15 protein-coding genes are annotated in these 16,218 nt (G+C 52.6%); 11 read left to right on the plus strand and 4 right to left on the minus strand.

What is annotated here, in order from left to right:
* Positions 1 to 140 precede the first annotated feature (140 nt).
* Both C7820_RS20340 and C7820_RS20345 read left to right on the plus strand, forming a co-directional pair.
* Positions 141 to 638, plus strand: a complete 498-nt coding sequence (locus tag C7820_RS20340; protein ID WP_116232532.1) for an RNA polymerase sigma factor — start codon at positions 141 to 143, stop codon at positions 636 to 638.
* Positions 628 to 1,623: an anti-sigma factor gene (locus C7820_RS20345; RefSeq protein WP_181909126.1), complete on the plus strand. Its 996-nt coding sequence runs from the start codon at positions 628 to 630 to the stop codon at positions 1,621 to 1,623. Before C7820_RS20340 ends, C7820_RS20345 begins: the two co-directional genes overlap by 11 nt.
* 65 nt (positions 1,624 to 1,688) lie before the next feature.
* Here the strand turns inward: C7820_RS20345 and C7820_RS20350 are convergent, their stop codons facing one another.
* Positions 1,689 to 2,651 (minus strand): helix-turn-helix transcriptional regulator, encoded by a 963-nt coding sequence (locus tag C7820_RS20350; RefSeq protein ID WP_116232534.1) that lies wholly within the window; start codon positions 2,649 to 2,651, stop codon positions 1,689 to 1,691.
* 127 nt (positions 2,652 to 2,778) lie between these two features.
* Here C7820_RS20350 and C7820_RS20355 point away from each other — a divergent pair, with 127 nt between their 5' ends.
* The 3 genes from C7820_RS20355 to C7820_RS20365 all read left to right on the plus strand — a co-directional run bounded on the left by C7820_RS20355 (position 2,779) and on the right by C7820_RS20365 (position 5,134).
* Complete coding sequence (locus tag C7820_RS20355; RefSeq protein ID WP_116232535.1) at positions 2,779 to 3,297, plus strand: DinB family protein; 519 nt, start codon at positions 2,779 to 2,781, stop codon at positions 3,295 to 3,297.
* Positions 3,298 to 3,444: 147 nt separating this feature from the next.
* Positions 3,445 to 4,071, plus strand: a complete 627-nt coding sequence (locus C7820_RS20360; RefSeq protein ID WP_116232536.1) for a hypothetical protein — start codon at positions 3,445 to 3,447, stop codon at positions 4,069 to 4,071.
* Between the two features lie 70 nt (positions 4,072 to 4,141).
* Positions 4,142 to 5,134, plus strand: coding sequence for a phosphotransferase enzyme family protein (locus C7820_RS20365; RefSeq protein WP_116232537.1), 993 nt, complete (start codon positions 4,142 to 4,144; stop codon positions 5,132 to 5,134).
* Between the two features lie 216 nt (positions 5,135 to 5,350).
* Here the strand turns inward: C7820_RS20365 and C7820_RS20370 are convergent, their stop codons facing one another.
* The gene (locus C7820_RS20370; protein ID WP_116232538.1) at positions 5,351 to 6,076 is read right to left on the minus strand and encodes an SDR family oxidoreductase; all 726 of its coding nucleotides are present in this window, start codon (positions 6,074 to 6,076) and stop codon (positions 5,351 to 5,353) included.
* 95 nt (positions 6,077 to 6,171) lie between these two features.
* Between C7820_RS20370 and C7820_RS20375 the strand changes: the two genes are divergently transcribed.
* From C7820_RS20375 to C7820_RS20390, 4 genes are all read left to right on the plus strand, one after another.
* Entirely contained in the window at positions 6,172 to 6,771 is a 600-nt protein-coding gene (locus tag C7820_RS20375; RefSeq protein WP_116232539.1) for a TetR/AcrR family transcriptional regulator, read from the plus strand.
* Positions 6,772 to 6,973: 202 nt separating this feature from the next.
* Positions 6,974 to 8,005, plus strand: a complete 1,032-nt coding sequence (locus tag C7820_RS20380) for an ROK family protein (RefSeq protein WP_116232540.1) — start codon at positions 6,974 to 6,976, stop codon at positions 8,003 to 8,005.
* An 11-nt stretch (positions 8,006 to 8,016) separates the two neighbouring features.
* Positions 8,017 to 9,249 (plus strand): MFS transporter, encoded by a 1,233-nt coding sequence (locus C7820_RS20385; RefSeq protein ID WP_116232541.1) that lies wholly within the window; start codon positions 8,017 to 8,019, stop codon positions 9,247 to 9,249.
* A 1-nt stretch (position 9,250) separates the two neighbouring features.
* Positions 9,251 to 9,811: a sugar O-acetyltransferase gene (locus C7820_RS20390; RefSeq protein ID WP_116232542.1), complete on the plus strand. Its 561-nt coding sequence runs from the start codon at positions 9,251 to 9,253 to the stop codon at positions 9,809 to 9,811.
* A 116-nt stretch (positions 9,812 to 9,927) separates the two neighbouring features.
* Here the strand turns inward: C7820_RS20390 and C7820_RS20395 are convergent, their stop codons facing one another.
* Positions 9,928 to 12,504: an Ig-like domain-containing protein gene (locus tag C7820_RS20395; RefSeq protein WP_147306287.1), complete on the minus strand. Its 2,577-nt coding sequence runs from the start codon at positions 12,502 to 12,504 to the stop codon at positions 9,928 to 9,930.
* A 252-nt stretch (positions 12,505 to 12,756) separates the two neighbouring features.
* On the opposite strand from C7820_RS20395, the gene C7820_RS20400 reads away from it, so the two are divergent.
* Together C7820_RS20400 and C7820_RS20405 are read left to right on the plus strand one after the other, a co-directional pair.
* Positions 12,757 to 13,563 carry an AraC family transcriptional regulator gene (locus C7820_RS20400; RefSeq protein WP_181909127.1) on the plus strand — a complete coding sequence of 269 codons (807 nt, stop codon included), beginning with the start codon at positions 12,757 to 12,759 and terminating at the stop codon, positions 13,561 to 13,563.
* Between the two features lie 136 nt (positions 13,564 to 13,699).
* A complete protein-coding gene (locus tag C7820_RS20405; RefSeq protein WP_116232545.1) occupies positions 13,700 to 14,497 on the plus strand; it encodes a TetR/AcrR family transcriptional regulator in 798 nt (265 codons plus the stop codon).
* 75 nt (positions 14,498 to 14,572) lie between these two features.
* Here C7820_RS20405 and C7820_RS20410 read toward each other — a convergent pair whose 3' ends face one another.
* Positions 14,573 to 16,120, minus strand: a complete 1,548-nt coding sequence (locus C7820_RS20410; RefSeq protein WP_116232546.1) for an MFS transporter — start codon at positions 16,118 to 16,120, stop codon at positions 14,573 to 14,575.
* Positions 16,121 to 16,218: the final 98 nt, after the last annotated feature.

Here is a 16,218-nt window from a genome sequence, read left to right on the forward strand (position 1 = left end):
GATCGGCTGTTTTTTGTTTAATTCATGGCTGTTGCGACTCACCGATGGGTCCGATTCTACGAGAGGAAAAATCTTTTTTTGCCGCGCTTGTATACATATGCACCTACCCAAACGTTGTACTGCTTGGAGGGAGGTTGAAAGTGGATAACGAGCAGCTGCTGCGGCTGATGCAGGATAAAATGAAACAGATTCAGCGGTACCTGATTCGCCTGGGGGCAAGCAGGGCTGACGCCGAGGATATCGTCCAGGACGCGGTATATAAAGGTCTCCTGTATATTGATTCCATCGGGCCTGATAAGTTTTCGGCGTGGCTGTACCGGGTCGCACTCAATCGATATTACGATTTGCTCCGAAAACGCAAACGAATCGAGATTTCGATGGAAGAGGCGACTGTGGAAGGCAGTGAAATTCCAGAGGAAATCCTGCTGCGAAAGGAACGGAGAGAAGAGATCGAAAAGGTGATGGAAGAGCTGGCTCCGATCTATAAACAGCTGCTTATTTTAAAATACGAACGGGGTTTTAGCTATAAAGAAATCTCTGAACTCATAGCCATTCGTGAGGAGAAGGTGAAGACGTACCTATATCGGGCACGCAAACTATTTCAGAAAAAATATGGAGGACTGTACGATGAACGATAACGAATCCAGCTTTGATGATGGGGCGAAGCTGTCGGCTCTCGTCAGGAAGGCACGCCGCAGAACGATGCTGAGGAACGCAATCATATCGTTGGGAATTACGCTATTTATCCTTGCGGGCGGGTGGTTTGCGAATTTACAGCTTCAGTACAGAAGCGCAGAACATGCAATACGTGACATTGAGATGCTTAAAGCGATCAGTGGTCCCAATCAGTATATAATCAGTTCCCAAATTAACTACGGCTTTCTTCACGGTACACTCGGGTACCGGACATATAAGCTTGTGGATGGAGTCCCGGTCATCTGGGGGGAAGAAAACTACGAGTTCAGTTCCTGGGGAAGTTTCTCTTTGCCTCCCGGCGACTATTCTGACCTGTCGCTTATGGACCCAGAAATGAAGGCCAAAGGATTTCATTATTCACGCCCCTATAACCGTTATAACGGAGAAAGAGAGATGCTGTTCTATCTTCCGAGCGTAAAATACGCGAACTATCTTAACGAGCTTCCGCAGCTGAAGGACATGGATGGACGGAAGCGGGTTGAAATGGGCATTTCTTTTGATAAAAATTATTCGGTAGAGCAGATCAAGGCGATGCTTCCGCCAGGTGTCCATCCCGTGTGGTATTGGGTAGATACTTACTCGGATATGAAGCCCTATACGGCCGCTAAAATGCCTGATGGATCCGTTGTTGATCCGTTTCCTGACTGGGCGAGCAGCGTATACGGTTTTGGAATTCATCCAGATAGTGATGATATTTCAGAAAAGAACTTTCTTGACGCCCTGGAATATGGAGTGCATCACAATCGAAAATATAAGCAGGAATTTAAGCGGATTTATGATTATTTACGCAAGGATAAGGAACAACCGGAAACAAGCGACGTGCGCCTGTTTGGCGTTGTCGTAACGGGAACGGCTGAAAGCCTGAAAGCATTGCAGGGCCAACCCTACGTAAAAGCAGCCGTCATGGGTGCAACCGTCGACAGATGAGTGAAGTGTCCCGACTTCATCAGGAAAAGAAGGTATCCGGTCAGTGCGAACGGCTACCTTCTTTTTTAACTCATGGGATCAAAATAGCATTTTGTGATCGTTTCTATTTTTCGCCGGATATAAGCTACAGCCTCAATAGGCTCCACGATCTTTGCTTCTCCCCCTAAGGGCCAAATCAAATCCGTAAAAAATTCGATTTTCTGAACGGGGATCCGCATGCGTAAAGTACCTCTTCCATCTTCATGAATTTCTATGTGAGAACTGAACCAGACGTTGGTTTCAAGCGAACGTACGCCTTCCTCTGTTAGATCGACGATCAAATCGCACTGCTGCTCAAAGCGGGTCAAATCCGGTGTGATCCAATCGAATACGGATCGGCCACCCAGATCCTTCCGGTCAGGAAAGCCGCCATTCAGACTCGCAAAGCTGATTCGGTCTGCGCGGAAAAGTCGGTAGGTCTGGCGGAGGAAGCAATAGGCCGGACAATACCAGTATCCTTCGCTCGCATAGAGACCGATGGGCTGAATATCTCTTTGCGTGACGCCATCGCCGGATTTATACGCAATGGTCACGACGCTGTCGTTCATGATCGCTTGCAGCAGGGTCTGAAGGGAGTCGGCGGACATCGTCCGATGAGGATTCCAGATGACGACCCGATTTCGCAGCCGGTCGATCTGCTCTTTCGCATCGGCAGGCAAGTAGTGATAAAACTTGTGAATCGCCGAAGCTGCACTCTCGTCAAAGGGAACGGAACCAAAGTACTGCAGGGATTGGCAGGCAAAAAATACGGCGACCGCTTCGTTCTCTGAAAAGGCAATCGGCGGAAGCATCCTTTCTTGGAGCAGCCGGTAACCGCCGCCGCGCCCCTGCACGGAATAAATCGGAAACCCTACTTCGCTCAGTTCCTGTAAATCTCTGGTAATCGTCCGCGGAGACAAGCCAAACTCGTCGGCAAGCTCTCTGACCGTAAACGACCTTTTGGCGTTAATCACCATCATTAATTGAATCAGGCGCTGTGATTTGATCAATACACGCTCATCCCTCGCCACATATTTTTCATCCATATTATCACATAAAATAAGCCAAGTTCTGACTTATTTAGGTGTTATATTCATGCTCGTAATGATTCTTTGCCCCGAAGAAAGGATGAGAGACATGAATCCGGAAGTATCCCGCATCAAGGATTTGCTGTTTGAAGAGATGGAGCTGGCGCTCACGACAATCGTCTCGCTGCTCTCCATGATTGAGGAGGAACACTGGGAGTATCGTCCTCGCGAGAACATGCGGAGCTTAATCGAGCTTGCCCGCCATCTTGTTCAGGTCCCCGAGCAAGAACTGGCTATTTTGCAGGAACAACCCATGGAGCAGGTTAGAAGTCTGGTCATGTCCGTTATGCATGTAAAAGACGCAGCTGCCCTGTCAGAGGTTATGCATCGCGGAGTCTCAGCGTTAAAAGACTACATGAACAACTTGGATGAGGCAGATCTGCTGAACAAATCGACCGCCCCTTTTTTTGCCAAGCACCAGCCTTCTGTTCAGATCAAATGGTTGATCGAGATTACGACGCATATCTATCACCACCGCGGCCAAATGTTTACCTATATGAAGCAGCTTGGCATCCCGGTTTCGATGTATGATCTGTACGGACCGGCGTCAAAATCGTGGACGTTATGAAGTGTGCCCCACCAAAACTATGAAGCAAATCAAAGCAGCGGATCCCAACGATCGGCTGCTTTTTTTCGCTAACCGCGCGGATAACCTCATTTATAACGCAATTTATGGTACAATTTGGGATTATGAGAACATCTTTGGGGAGGTAACATGCGCTTAAATGCATTCATATTGATCATCTTATTCGTCTTAACGGGATGTACTGCAGAGAGTAAAGAGACAACCGCACCGGAAGGGGAAGTAAGCCCTGCCAAAATAGAGCTGGTGCCTGTTGATTTGTTCAAGGGGGAGGCAGCCAAGTTTCAGCCGTTCCTCGGGGCGATGTCCGGTGCATTTAAGCTGAAATATGAAGGAAGCAAGCCGATCGCTAATTTGGACATAGACATTTGGAAGGACGGTCAGAGAGAAGATTCTATAGGCTGGATAGGGGATGTGTTTTACAGTCCGGATGAGCAGAAGAATAACGAAATAGAAGTGATCATATCCACGGATATGGTATCTATTGGGGAGAAGGACGAGTCCGCAATCATTAAGGTAGGCATTGTTAATCGCTCGGGAACAGACCTAACCACTTTTCATATCCCTTGGGAGAAGAAGCTGGCGGCCCGAGGATTGATTCAGGATGCGGAGCCCCGTTCGTTTACGGCCGATCAGGCCGTGTATGTGTTTGGCATGCAAGCCACAAGCTCCAATACGATCCGTACATCGGATCTTTCAACGGAATCGTTAAGCCAAACGGAGTGGGCACTCGTATTCACCCTACAGTTTGAGGAGTAATAACCTTTAAGGCAAAGTTCTAACGTGTTTCCTAATATCTTATGAACCTTTATATTACCAAGGAGAATTCATGGACCCCCAAATAAAATTAATGTTTTTGAACGAGCATGCCGCAGAAGGTGCCGCCCGATTTGGCGTCAGCCCAAAGGAACTGTCTTTCATCGGCGGTTTTCAGAACTTTGTTTATTCTTACATGAAGGGTGATTCAAAATATATCCTCCGTTTCACCCCAAGTACGCTTCGCACATGGAAAGGACTTGCGGCTGAGATTGAATGGATTCGTTATCTTTCAGCGAATGGACTTTCTGTTTCAGAACCGGTATCTTCAATTGACGGGAAAGACATCGAACAGGTGCAAGGAAATGCCATTGATTTCTATGTGACGTCATTCAGGCACGCGATTGGTCGTAAAATTGGGTACCCGGAGTGCTTAGGAAATGCCTTGCTTTATGAACAATGCGGACGCATTACCGGACATCTTCACGAACTGTCGAAGCGTTATAACCCAACGCTCAGAAGACATACTTGGAAGTCTAATGAATACCTCTTGCAGGCCCAAAATGTGCTGCTCTCAGAGCATCAACCGATTCTTCTGGCCCTGGATGAGCTTAAAGCACAGCTGGCTGTCCTGCCTGTTGCTGAAGATCAATTTGGTTTGATTCACGGGGATATGAATGTCGGGAATTTTATGGTGGATGAAGCTGGAGGAATCACACTTTTCGACTTCGACGAATGCCAGTACAGCTGGTATGTCGAAGACATCGCCGTTCAGCTATATTACTTGCTGTATGTTTTTGGTGAAGATTCGAAATCCGAACGGAAGGCGCAGTATGAACTTTTTATCAAACATTTCGTGCGTGGCTATACCGCGGATGGGCGTACTATGCCTGATGGCTGGAAAGACCTTCTGCCGCTCTTCCTTAGAATGCGTGAAATCATTGTATTCGTCGGTATGCACCGGAGCTGGGATTTACGTGAACCGGACGATTGGACCCGAGACTTTTTGCAGGATAGTCAGATGCGGATCACGAAGGGAATGTCGTTGATTGATGAGTTCTTTTAAACGTTCAAAAATCATTTATGAAGCCCCAATCGCAGTTTAAGGAGTAGATATTGAAATGGAGCGGCTACTCCACCCTTGGAATGCAAAAAATACACTCATTGCGAATCATATTTTTGCTTCGAAATGACTCAGGCTGCCGTTCATTAACGGCAGCCTGTTCAGCGTTAAAAAGATCTGCATGATTCCATGATGAGGACGTTGTCGGATGCGTCGGTGCTACCGAAGTCGCAGCCCGCCGTCCACCTCCAGCACGGTTCCGGTCACAAACGTGTTATCAATTAAGTAACGGACCGCTTTGGCGATATCCTCCGGCTGGCCTATTCTGTTAACCGGGGATTTCTCCTTGTAAAAATCATGCGCAGCGTTTTTTTGATCTTCCGGCAGCCAATTCCACCAAGGCGTATCTACGACGCCAGGAGATATGGCGTTAACGCGTACAGGTGCCAGCTCTTGTGCCAATATGGGAACCATAGACTCCAGGGCGGCGTTAATCGCAGCGAGTCCAGCATTGCCTGGCGCATGGGAACGGGCCGAAATCGCAGTGAGGAAGGTGATCGAGCCGCTGCCGCTCAACGTATTCAGGCTGAGCTGGGCAGACGTCACTTGCGGCCAAAACTTGGCATCGAAGCCGCTGCGCAATTCATCGAGCGAGAGTTCACGGAAGTTTCCGCCACCTTTAGCCCCCGAGACCGCAATGACCAGGTGATCAAAGCTTCCTTGACGTTCATAAAAAGATTTCAGATCTTCGTAAGAAGCTGCATTAAGCTGCTCTCCTTTAGCGCCAGACCCCAGAAGTTGAAGAGCGGTCTCCAACTTGGCCTGATCCCGCCCCGTGACGATGACGTCAGCACCCAATTCGACCAACAACCGGGCTGATGCCAGCCCCATTCCCGATGTTCCACCCATAATAATGACACGTTGACCTTTTAAAGATTGTTCCATTGGATCGACTCCTCACTGTGCTTGATTGAAGTTCTGGTTTGAATTATAATATATTACGTAACGTTCTGTAAATAAATTATTTTGAGGGAGCTATCATGGATACTGAGCAAGACAAAACAACAGCTGTAGGTCGGCCAAGAAGCCAAAAAGCGTATGAAGCCGTGATGAAGGCGACTCTTGACCTTCTCAAATCGGGCAGGTACCCGAGCTTAACGATGGAAAAAATCGCAAAAGAGGCTGGTGTAGGAAAGCCTACGTTATACCGTTGGTGGCCTGGCGTTCCTTTTATCGTAATGGAGGCGCTGAAACTGCACGCGGACACGGAGATCGGCCTGCCGGATTCAGGCCATCTCAAGAGCGATGTGCTTGAATATTTAAAGCGGACCTTCCGTTCCCTGATAGAAGGAAAGGATGAAATCGTATGCAGTTTGATGGCGGAAGCCCAATTTAACCCTGAATTTGCCGCAGCCTTTCGTGACAACTTTATCTTTTCGCGCAGAGCAGCCTTGATTCGGTTGTTGGAGCGGGGACAGCAGCGTGGCGAATTGCCCAGGGATACAGACTTGGAGCTTATCGCGGACTTGTGTTATGGACCGATGTGGTATCGGCTTCTGAACCGGCATTCGACCCTGGAAGATCCTTTTGTGGATAACCTCGTATCGTACTTATTCGATTCCCCGCGTCCGAAGAACTAAAAATAAATTTGCCGGCTGATTTTAAAAATCGGTCGGCTTTTTTTGCATGGCGTTAATTACTTGCAGCGTCCCGTATCTTGGTAAAAGGTCATCCAGCTTTAGCACCCGATCAGGATCAATGGGTAGACAGATACAGCAAAATCATTTATGTTATTACTTATTAAAAGTATTTTAATAAGTCCGGAAGGGGAGGGTGGCGGCCATGAATCCCGTGACGCACAATACGATGCGAGTCAAAAAGATGAATCAGGAGCTCGTGCGGCAAGCGCTCAAATCGATGAAGCAGGGTACCAAGTCGATGGTGGCACAAATGACCGGATTAAGCGTGGCGACCTGCGGCAGCATTCTGAACGAAATGCTGGAGACCGGTGAACTGCTCGAGCTGGATCGAGAGGAATCGAGCGGCGGCCGTCCGGCTAGACTGTATCAATATAATGTGAACTATGCTTATATCGCCTGCGTGATCATCCGGGCCGGCGTGAAGGTGCACTCCCTCACGTACAGGGTTGCTAACCTGGCCGGTGAAGCGGTAGAGGAGGGGCAGCAGGAAGCGGGCCGGATCGATGTAGCAGCGATTGAGAAACTGATCGACGGGCTCATCTCCCAATACCCGCCAATCCGGGCGGTTGGGATCGGTGTCCCGGGTGCGGTTTATCAGGGCGTGATCAATGTCAGCGATATACCTGAACTGATTCATGCCCCGCTGGAGGCGATCATTCGCGACAAGCACGGGATCGAGGTCATTCTGGAGAACGACATGAATTCGACCGTGTACGGCTTTTACCGGAAGCAGGAATATGACAGCGAGAAGTCGATTGCGGTTGCGACGTTTCTCGAAGGGAGCTTGCCGGGTGCCGGGCTAATCGTCGATGGACATATTCATCGGGGGAATACCCGCTTTGCCGGAGAGATCGCCTTTTTACCGTATGGTATTTCGCAGGCGGAGCAGCTGCGGCAGCTGCACGACCGGGAGACCTTCCATTCCCTGGCTGCGCATGCGGTGTCCAGCCTGATAGCGGTCATGAACCCGGAGACGATCGCCCTGACGGGAAGTCTGGTACAGGCAGATGATATCCATCTGATCCGCCAGGAATGCCTGAAGTATATCCCGGAGATGCATATGCCGCAGCTGGCGCTGCTGGAGCATCCGGATGAGGACTACATGTACGGGCTGACGACCATGACGTTGGAAAGCCTGGCTTATTCCCTGCAATTGGTAGAGAAGCGGAGGTGAGGGACAGCCCAATGACATCTGTGAAAAGTAAACCGCATCCGGGAACGGTCCGGAATATTCTGTTTCTGCTGTTTGCCCTGCCGGGTCTATCCTTTGCGTCATGGGTCTCCCGCACGCCTGACGTTCGGGACACGCTTCAAGTCTCCACCGCCGGGATGGGCATGATTATATTTGCGATTGCCGCCGGTTCTTTGTTCGGTCTGCTTACGTCAGGTTCGATCGTAGCCCGGAAAGGCGCACGATTTGTCATCCTCATCAGCTCTTTGCTGATTGTGATTGGCTTTGTCGTTGCGGGAATCGGTACGTCGCTGGCTTCGGTACCCGTAGTTATTATCGGCCTGATTATTTTCGGCGGCGGCTATGGTACGGCGGAGGTTGCGCTCAATGTGGAGGGTTCAGCAGCGGAAAAGGCGTTGAACCGGACGCTCTTACCGGCGTTTCACGGCTTTTTCAGTGTGGGGACGCTTGTGGGCGCAGCACTCGGCGCCGCCGCGGTCGCCATCCATCTTCAGGTGATGGTCCATTTCACGATCCTTGCCTTAATTATGGCGGCAGCTGTGCTCTATAGCTGGCGTTACCTGCCTGAGGAGTCAGGGAAGGAGCCGGCGGGTGCTGGAGCACCTAAAGGATCGGCGATTCAGCAGCAGTTAAAGATGTGGACGGAGAGGCGCACCTTGCTGATTGGAATCATCGTTTTGGGCATGGCGTTTGCCGAGGGTTCCGCCAATGACTGGCTGCCGCTCACCATGGTGGATGGCTACGGGGTGAGCTCGCTGACAGGTTCATTTATTTACGGATTGTTCGTTGCGGCGATGACGCTGGGACGGTTTATGGGCGGATGGGTTCTGGACCGTTATGGCCGGGTGCCGGTGTTATCCGGATGCGCCGTGGCGGCCATTTTGGGGTTATCGCTGGTGATCTGGGGTCCGAATGACGTTGTGGCCTCCATAGGCGTTGTCCTGTGGGGACTTGGAGCTTCCCTTGGTTTTCCGGTCGGTCTATCGGCGGCGGGGGACGATCCTCAAGGCGCTGCCGCAAGAGTCGGAGCCGTGGCGACCACAGGCTACATCGCTTTTCTGGTGGGCCCGCCTGCGCTGGGGTTCCTTGGAGAGCATTTCGGGTTATTGCACGCACTGATCGCAGTGCTGATCGGCATTGGGATCGCAGGTTCTCTGTCTAGAGCAGCCAAGCCCGTGCAGCTGAACCAAACATTACATCAAGATGAGAGGGGGCTTCACTCCTGAGATGAAAACAGAAAAACAAAAGATGCTGGACGGCGAATTGTACGTCGCTGCCGACCCTGAATTGACGCGGGAGCGGGCATATGCCCGGCAAATGACCCGCATGTACAACCAGACGACCGAAACGGATGAAGCATTGCGGCTGAAAATCCTGAAGGAGCTGCTGGGCTCAACCGGGAACTTCTTGGCGATGGAGCCTAACATCCGCTTTGACTACGGCTACAATATTCACGTCGGTGAACACTTCTACGCCAACTTTGACTGTACCATCCTGGATGTGTGCGAAGTGAGGATCGGGGACAACTGCTTGTTTGGTCCCGGGGTTCACGTCTATACCGCGACTCACCCGGTGGATCCGTATGAAAGGATCAAGGGACCGGAATACGGCAAACCCGTAACGATCGGTGACAATGTATGGGTCGGCGGGAGGGCGGTCATCAACCCGGGCGTAACGATCGGCAACAACGTCGTCATCGCTTCCGGAGCGGTCGTGACCAAGGATGTTCCGGACAACATGATCGTGGGAGGCAACCCGGCGAAAGTCATTAAAACGATCGAAGCCTAAGTTGTGATAAAAAAAGGAATCGCCCGAGCGGAAACGGCCGCCGGGCGATTTTTACATTCCGGAAAAAGGGTTATCTCAGAGGGACGCCCACATGCACACATCCCGCAGATTTAAGCTTAGTTGCTAATGGGAGCAAAGTGATCCTCGAGTTTCACATTCGAGAATTTGGCAAAGTTTAATTGCTCGATCGCATTGGCCACATCGTTGCTGTCCACGGCAAAACCGACATAGACCGAATCCTTCATCGCGATGGTTCTCTGACCGATCGGCTTCCATTCCTTGCCGTCCGTCGATCCGTAGGCGTAGAAGGTGTCGCCATTCCGGCCGAACTTAAGCCAGTAGCCCTGCTCGACGCCGCCGATTTTGAACGGAATGTCGGGAACCAGCTGAATACCGGCTTCCTGCGCGCTGGATGCGCTGTCCAATGTTTCGGTCAACGGATCAAAGCCTGAGCCCTGCTGATCTCTACCCGTCAGATAAGCCGACCAGCTTGTTTCTTTGGACAGCTTCACCCAGGATAATCCAAGGGCTGCAGTGGCGCTGTTATCCTGCAAATCATCACGGATCATCAGTCCGGTAAAGGCATGATTGTCAACGGCTCCGATGGCTTCCAGCTTCGCGGTGAGCTCCATGTCTCCGGTCATTTCCTTATATACAAAATGAAAATCGTCTTTCGCAGCATCGTTTTCCGGCGATTGCTCGGTGCTTCCTTCGCTCGTTCCCAGCTTGCCGTTGCCTTTAACAGTGATTACGCCGTCCGTCAGACTTCCGGTTCCTTTAATATCCGGGCGGCCGATATCGGCCGATGCCCAGCCTGCATCAGCCAGCGAGCGCGGAGCCGCGTTGACATGGATCGTGGCTGCGGTCGTTTGGGTCGCATTTCCGTCCGTGTCTGTCACTCTGGCCGAAATATTGTAGGAAGCATCCTGAAGTCCCTTGATGGTGTACACATAGGCGCCGCCTTTTTTCACCGCTTCTCCAAGGTACTGCGATCCGTTGTATACGGCCACATTGTTGATTTTATTGCCGAATTTGGAGGAGGCTTTGACGTTGACCTCAATGTCCTCTCCCAGAGCAAACTGCGCATTGTTCGCCGGCGCCGCAAGCGTGGCATCCGGATTTTCGGCTGCATGGTCCATGTCGGCCAGACTGTTGAGGTACAGCTCAAGCCAGGTGTAGCCCGTGCCGGTTACCGTCTTATAGGCATCTTGAATGCCCCAGATGTTGTTTTTCTTCTCCCATTGGTCGTCGATTCCGTTCCGATTCGTATCAAAATCGGCGCCGCGCTGCTCCTCGATCACGCCGAATGGGGTGACATACCCGCCAACCTCATTTTCGGTGTTGATGTATCTTCCAAGGCCATGCTCCACTTCCGCGACGATTCTTGCGTCGATGGCGTCGCGGCGCGGGGAGGTGGCTCCAGCCTTCTGCAAAATGGCCTTCAGCAGCGGCTCGTTCGCTTTTTCCACGCCGTGCTGCACGTAATCGTCAAACGCCGGATTGGTCACCCCGTGATTGACTCCCGTGCTGTCCGCAGAGAGATACGGTTTGGACGCAAAAGACGTCGGCTGGTCTCCGCTGGTGTCACCGGAGCTTTTCACCAATGGGGACGATCCGTCGAGCCATCCCGTCAGCTTGCCGTTGATCCGGTTCCCGGCGATGTAGAAGCCGCCAAGCTTTTTGGATTCGCCCGCATCGATGACCCGGCCGGTTACATTATCCCGTGTGCCTGGACCGGCGATTTCGATATTGTTCATATAATTCGTAAAGGTGAACCCTCCGCCGTAGGTGCCGTTAAAGCCCCAGTTATAGATCACATTGTTGGAGAGCTGCACGACCGCCACGTGATCGGCATCCGCCGCGCCGGCATACCCGCCGCCGAGCCTTGGATTCCGGGAAGTGTGGCTGGCATACAGATTGTGATGGAACGTCGTTTTGTCTCCGCCGGCGATGCCGCCGTAGCCGTGTCTGCCTTTGGAATGCCCGGACAGGGTGAGGCTCTCCGAAATGAGGGACCATTGGACGGTGCCATTTTCGCCCCTGTACAGCGACAGCGTTTCATCGGTATTCCAGCTGAAGGAGCAGTGGTCAATAATAAAATAGTTGTTGTCCCTGCCCCAGAGCGCATCCATCGAATCGCTGCCGTTGAACACGTTGGTTGCCCCCGGCCGGAAGGAGAGATACCGGAGGATGATGTTCTCCGAGTTGCTGATGTTGGTGTCCCAACCTTCGAGGGTAATGCCGTTGCCTGGCGCGGTTTGCCCGGCGATGGTCAGGTTTTTAATGTTTTTGAACAGCAGGGAGCTTTCCAGCTCGATCGTACCGGATACGTTAAAAACAATCGTGCGGCCTTCCTTCGGCGTGGACATAATCCCGTAGCGAAGCGATCCCGGGACCGCCTTTTCGTTGGCGCCGTAATCTTCCAAGGTGGTGACGATATAAACGTCGCCCCCGCGGCCGCCGCTCGTATAAGCCCCGCCGCCTTCCGCCCCCGGAAAAGCGGGAATCGATGCGCCCGCAAACTTCTGCTCATCCGCCGACTGGGCCGAAACCGAACCGGAATGCGGCATTCCCACAAATGGAAACGCTACCATAATACTCAGCACAACAGCCATGCTTTTCATTCCTTTGTTCTTCTGTTTCATCCGCTTGCCGTGTAACATAAATGCACCCCTTACTGTTCGATTTGTCATTCGATCACACTTCCTCCCTTTAACGGCATATGGAGCAGGAAGCCCGGCGGAATGCTGTGTCCTCCGCTCCATGGAGCCGCTTACTGCTCTTACTTTAAATCTTTTAGGCTGCTTTTACCTGCCAAAAACGAATTTTTTTGTGCCAGAAGTTGCGCCCGGTGCTTGTGCAGATACAGACATCCATATTATCTTTTTCATAACAAACCAAGCTTGGCTGCCAGGGTTCACATCAGACCGAAACGGGGGATCGCAATGAAAATCAAATACCAGCACAGGGACCCGCAGTTTCATTTATTCATTTCCACCAACAATACCTATCCTCTGCATCTGCATAAAAACGTCGAAATTGCTATGGTCCTGTCCGGCGGCATCCGTGTCCACATCGATCAACAAGAGTACGTCCTCTCCGAAGGGGACATGGCGATCATTTTCCCTAATCAGCCGCACGGCTATCAAACGATTGACCACAGCCAAATCCTGCTGATCTTCTTTGACGCTTCATTTCCGGGGGATTACACAGGAGATTTGCTTCATTATGTTCCGGACCACCCGATCGTCCACAAACATCCGGTCGTATCAGGCACCCTGACCAGCTTGTACAAGCTGTATCGCGAACCTGGCGACAGCCGGTTGCTCAAGGCATACATTTCGGTATTATTAGGGCATGTGCTGCCGCTGCTGTCCCTGAAAAGGGTGGATTACACAAAAGATATGGATCTCTTCCAAAAGATCCTTGCTTATATCGACCTTCATTTTCTGGAGGCGATCAACTTGGACACGCTTTCCAAAGAACTCGGGATCAGCAAGTTCCTCATTTCGCGAATTTTCTCCGAGCAGCTTCACGTCTCGTTCCGCGATTATATCAACGGCCAGCGGGCGGCCTACGCCCACATGCTGCTGCTGTCCACCGCCAATCCGGTCACCGAGATTGCGTTTGACTCCGGCTTCAACAGCTTGCGTTCGTTTTACCGCGTCTTCAAAAAGGAATACGGCATGACTCCGAACGAATTTCGCCGAAGCCTCCTGGAGGGGATGCCTAAGAACGAATCGGCCCGGTGAGTGAAAAAGGCGGGGGACAGAAGTATGGGGGAATGACTCCCGTGACTTTTTAAAATGCAGTCAAATGTGATATACTGTTTATGGCATATACATTTTTTTGGGCATCATGGCTTAGGACGACTAGGGGGTAGATCTGATGAGTAATGAAGAAGTGACACCGGAAGAAGCGGCGAAGATGCTTCCTGCTGGCGCAGCGCTGAGCTGGGGACTGGTGAAGCCTCCGCAGCGGGGGCCCAAGCGGGAAATGAGCATCGACCAGATCGTGTCGAAGGCGATTGAAATCGCGGACCAGGACGGCCTCGCCGCCGTTTCGATGAACCGGATCGCGTCGGCGCTCGGTTTTACGGCGATGTCGCTTTATCGTTATATTCCAAGCAAAGACGACCTGCTCATCCTCATGCAGGATGCGGCATGCGATATTCCGCTGACTCCTGAGCGTCCCCCGCATGAATGGCGGGAGAGTATGCGCGAGTATGTACTCGGAACGGTCGCTATTTTTCGGAAACACCCATGGTATGGGGATATTCCGATCCTCGGCATTCCGATCACGCCTAACAATTTACGGATCGTCGATTGGGCGCTCCGGCCGCTGCGGGACATGCCTCTGGACGATTTCGAGAAAATGTCGATCGTTCTTCTGCTGAGCGGCTATGCCCGTCATTGCGGGATGCTCCAGCGCGACATCGACCGGGCCGTTCAGGCGGGTTCGAGCGAGGAGGAGTTCAGCGGAATCAATTATTCGGTGGCGCTTCAGACGCTGGTGAAGCCTGAACAATATCCGAACCTGTACCCGATCGTCATGTCCGGGGTTTATTCGGGCGAGAACGAGGCCGAAAATACGGTAGGCGATGATTTGGAATTCGGGCTGGAGCGGATGCTGGACGGGATTGAACAGTATTTGAACCGGAAAATTAGCGGCAGCATACACAAATAAAGCTGCCGCTAAAAAAGGCTGCTTCCAGGGATAATTCCTTGGAAGCAGCCTTTATTCATTTCACTTGCGCTGATCTTACGCAGCGGTGTGGACGGCCTTCTTCTGTTCGCGAAGCATTCCGAGCGTGACTACGGTGGCCAGGAGCAGGATGACGGCGGAGATCAGGCAGGTGGCGTGCATGGCGGTGATAAACGCTTCACGGGAAGCCTTCATGACCTGCGCCGCAGCATCCGCCGGTAAATGCAGGGCGGCGGCCGATGCGCCAGCAATGGTCTGCCCTGCTGCCTGGGCCGCATCCGGCGCGAGTCCTGAGGGCAGGAACGGGGTGACCGCATGGCGGTAGATGGCCGCAAGGACGCAGCCGAGGAGCGCGATGCCGAATGCGCCTCCGAGCTCGTTGGACGTTTCAATGAGGCCGCCGACGGCTCCCGCACGGTCGGCCGGAGCGACGCCCACGACATAATCGGTGACGAGGGTCATGACGGATACGATGCCCGCGGCGACCAAGGCGGCGCCGACGAGCAGCACGGTCAGCGGCGAGAAGCCTTCCAGGCGGACCTGGGTCAGTACGCCGAATCCGACTGCCGACAGGAGAAAGCCGCCGGCCATGACGCGCGGTCTTCCGTAGATTTGCGACAGTTTACCGGCAATCGGTGCCGCTGCGCCGACCACAACGGAAGGCGCCACGCTCCAGAGGGAAGCGACGAACGGGGAGTATCCAAGAACCGACTGGAGGAACTGGGTATTGATGAGCGAGCTGGCCATGAGCGTAAACGTAGCGATAAAGTTTACGAGGATCGAACCGCCGGTCCGCCGCTCCATCAGCGCACGGATATCGAGCAGCGGATTAGAGATGGTCAACTGGCGCCGTACGAACAGAATGCCGATGAGCAAGCCTGCGGCAAGCAGTGCAGCGGGAAGGATGGCCCAGCCGTCTTCCGCCAGCGTCTTCACGCCGTAAGTCACGGGAAGGATCGCGGCGAGCGCGAGAGTTGAGCTGAATACATCGACTTTGACTTTTGCCGTGCTGCGGGACTCCGGCAGCAAAAACGGCGCGATGATGAGCAGCAGGACCATGGCAGGGATATTGATGAGGAACACGGATCCCCAGGAGAAAGAGTCGAGAAGCAGGCCGCCGATAATCGGCCCGACGGTGACGCCGCCCGCCATGACGGCGCTCCAGATGGCCATCGCCTTCGTCCGCTGTGCCGGGTCCTGGAACATCGTGCGGACGAGCGCCAGCGTCGACGGCATGAGGGTCGAACCGGCGATTCCCAGAATCCCGCGGGCCAGGATCAGCGTTTCGGCCGACTGGGCGTACGCTGCGAACAAAGAGCTTAGGGCGAATCCGACGGAACCGATCATCAGCAGGCGCCGCCGTCCAATCCGGTCGCCGACGGCGCCCATCGTCAGCAGCAGCCCGGCGAGGATGAAGCCGTAAACGTCGAAAATCCATAATTGCTGGGTGGCGGTCGGCAGTAGATCCGCGGCAATGGCCGGTGCCGCGAAGAACAGGACGGACACGTCCATCGAGACGACCATCAGCGGGAGACAAAGGATGCAAAGCGCGATCCATTCTTTGCGGCCGGCCAATTTGGCCGCTGCGGGGGGTGAAATGCTCATTTAAAATTCCTCTCCTTATTGTTTATTATATAAACAGTAACTTTTGAAAACAGTATATTATATAAACAGTATATGATCAACACAAAAACTTAATGCTC

The organism is Paenibacillus sp. VMFN-D1, assembly GCF_003386155.1.
GTDB lineage: Bacteria > Bacillota > Bacilli > Paenibacillales > Paenibacillaceae > Paenibacillus_AQ > Paenibacillus_AQ favisporus.

What these genes read in the sequence shown, in the direction of transcription:
- C7820_RS20345 (WP_181909126.1), top strand. Translation starts at nt 628, where the DNA reads ATGAACGATAACGAATCCAGCTTTGATGATGGGGCGAAGCTGTCGGCT.
- C7820_RS20355 (WP_116232535.1), top strand. Translation starts at nt 2,779, where the DNA reads ATGAATCCGGAAGTATCCCGCATCAAGGATTTGCTGTTTGAAGAGATG.
- C7820_RS20360 (WP_116232536.1), top strand. Translation starts at nt 3,445, where the DNA reads ATGCGCTTAAATGCATTCATATTGATCATCTTATTCGTCTTAACGGGA.
- C7820_RS20365 (WP_116232537.1), top strand. Translation starts at nt 4,142, where the DNA reads ATGGACCCCCAAATAAAATTAATGTTTTTGAACGAGCATGCCGCAGAA.
- C7820_RS20370 (WP_116232538.1), bottom strand. Translation starts at nt 6,076, where the DNA reads ATGGAACAATCTTTAAAAGGTCAACGTGTCATTATTATGGGTGGAACA.
- C7820_RS20375 (WP_116232539.1), top strand. Translation starts at nt 6,172, where the DNA reads ATGGATACTGAGCAAGACAAAACAACAGCTGTAGGTCGGCCAAGAAGC.
- C7820_RS20380 (WP_116232540.1), top strand. Translation starts at nt 6,974, where the DNA reads ATGAATCCCGTGACGCACAATACGATGCGAGTCAAAAAGATGAATCAG.
- C7820_RS20385 (WP_116232541.1), top strand. Translation starts at nt 8,017, where the DNA reads ATGACATCTGTGAAAAGTAAACCGCATCCGGGAACGGTCCGGAATATT.
- C7820_RS20390 (WP_116232542.1), top strand. Translation starts at nt 9,251, where the DNA reads ATGAAAACAGAAAAACAAAAGATGCTGGACGGCGAATTGTACGTCGCT.
- C7820_RS20395 (WP_147306287.1), bottom strand. Translation starts at nt 12,504, where the DNA reads ATGACAAATCGAACAGTAAGGGGTGCATTTATGTTACACGGCAAGCGG.
- C7820_RS20400 (WP_181909127.1), top strand. Translation starts at nt 12,757, where the DNA reads ATGAAAATCAAATACCAGCACAGGGACCCGCAGTTTCATTTATTCATT.
- C7820_RS20405 (WP_116232545.1), top strand. Translation starts at nt 13,700, where the DNA reads ATGAGTAATGAAGAAGTGACACCGGAAGAAGCGGCGAAGATGCTTCCT.
- C7820_RS20410 (WP_116232546.1), bottom strand. Translation starts at nt 16,120, where the DNA reads ATGAGCATTTCACCCCCCGCAGCGGCCAAATTGGCCGGCCGCAAAGAA.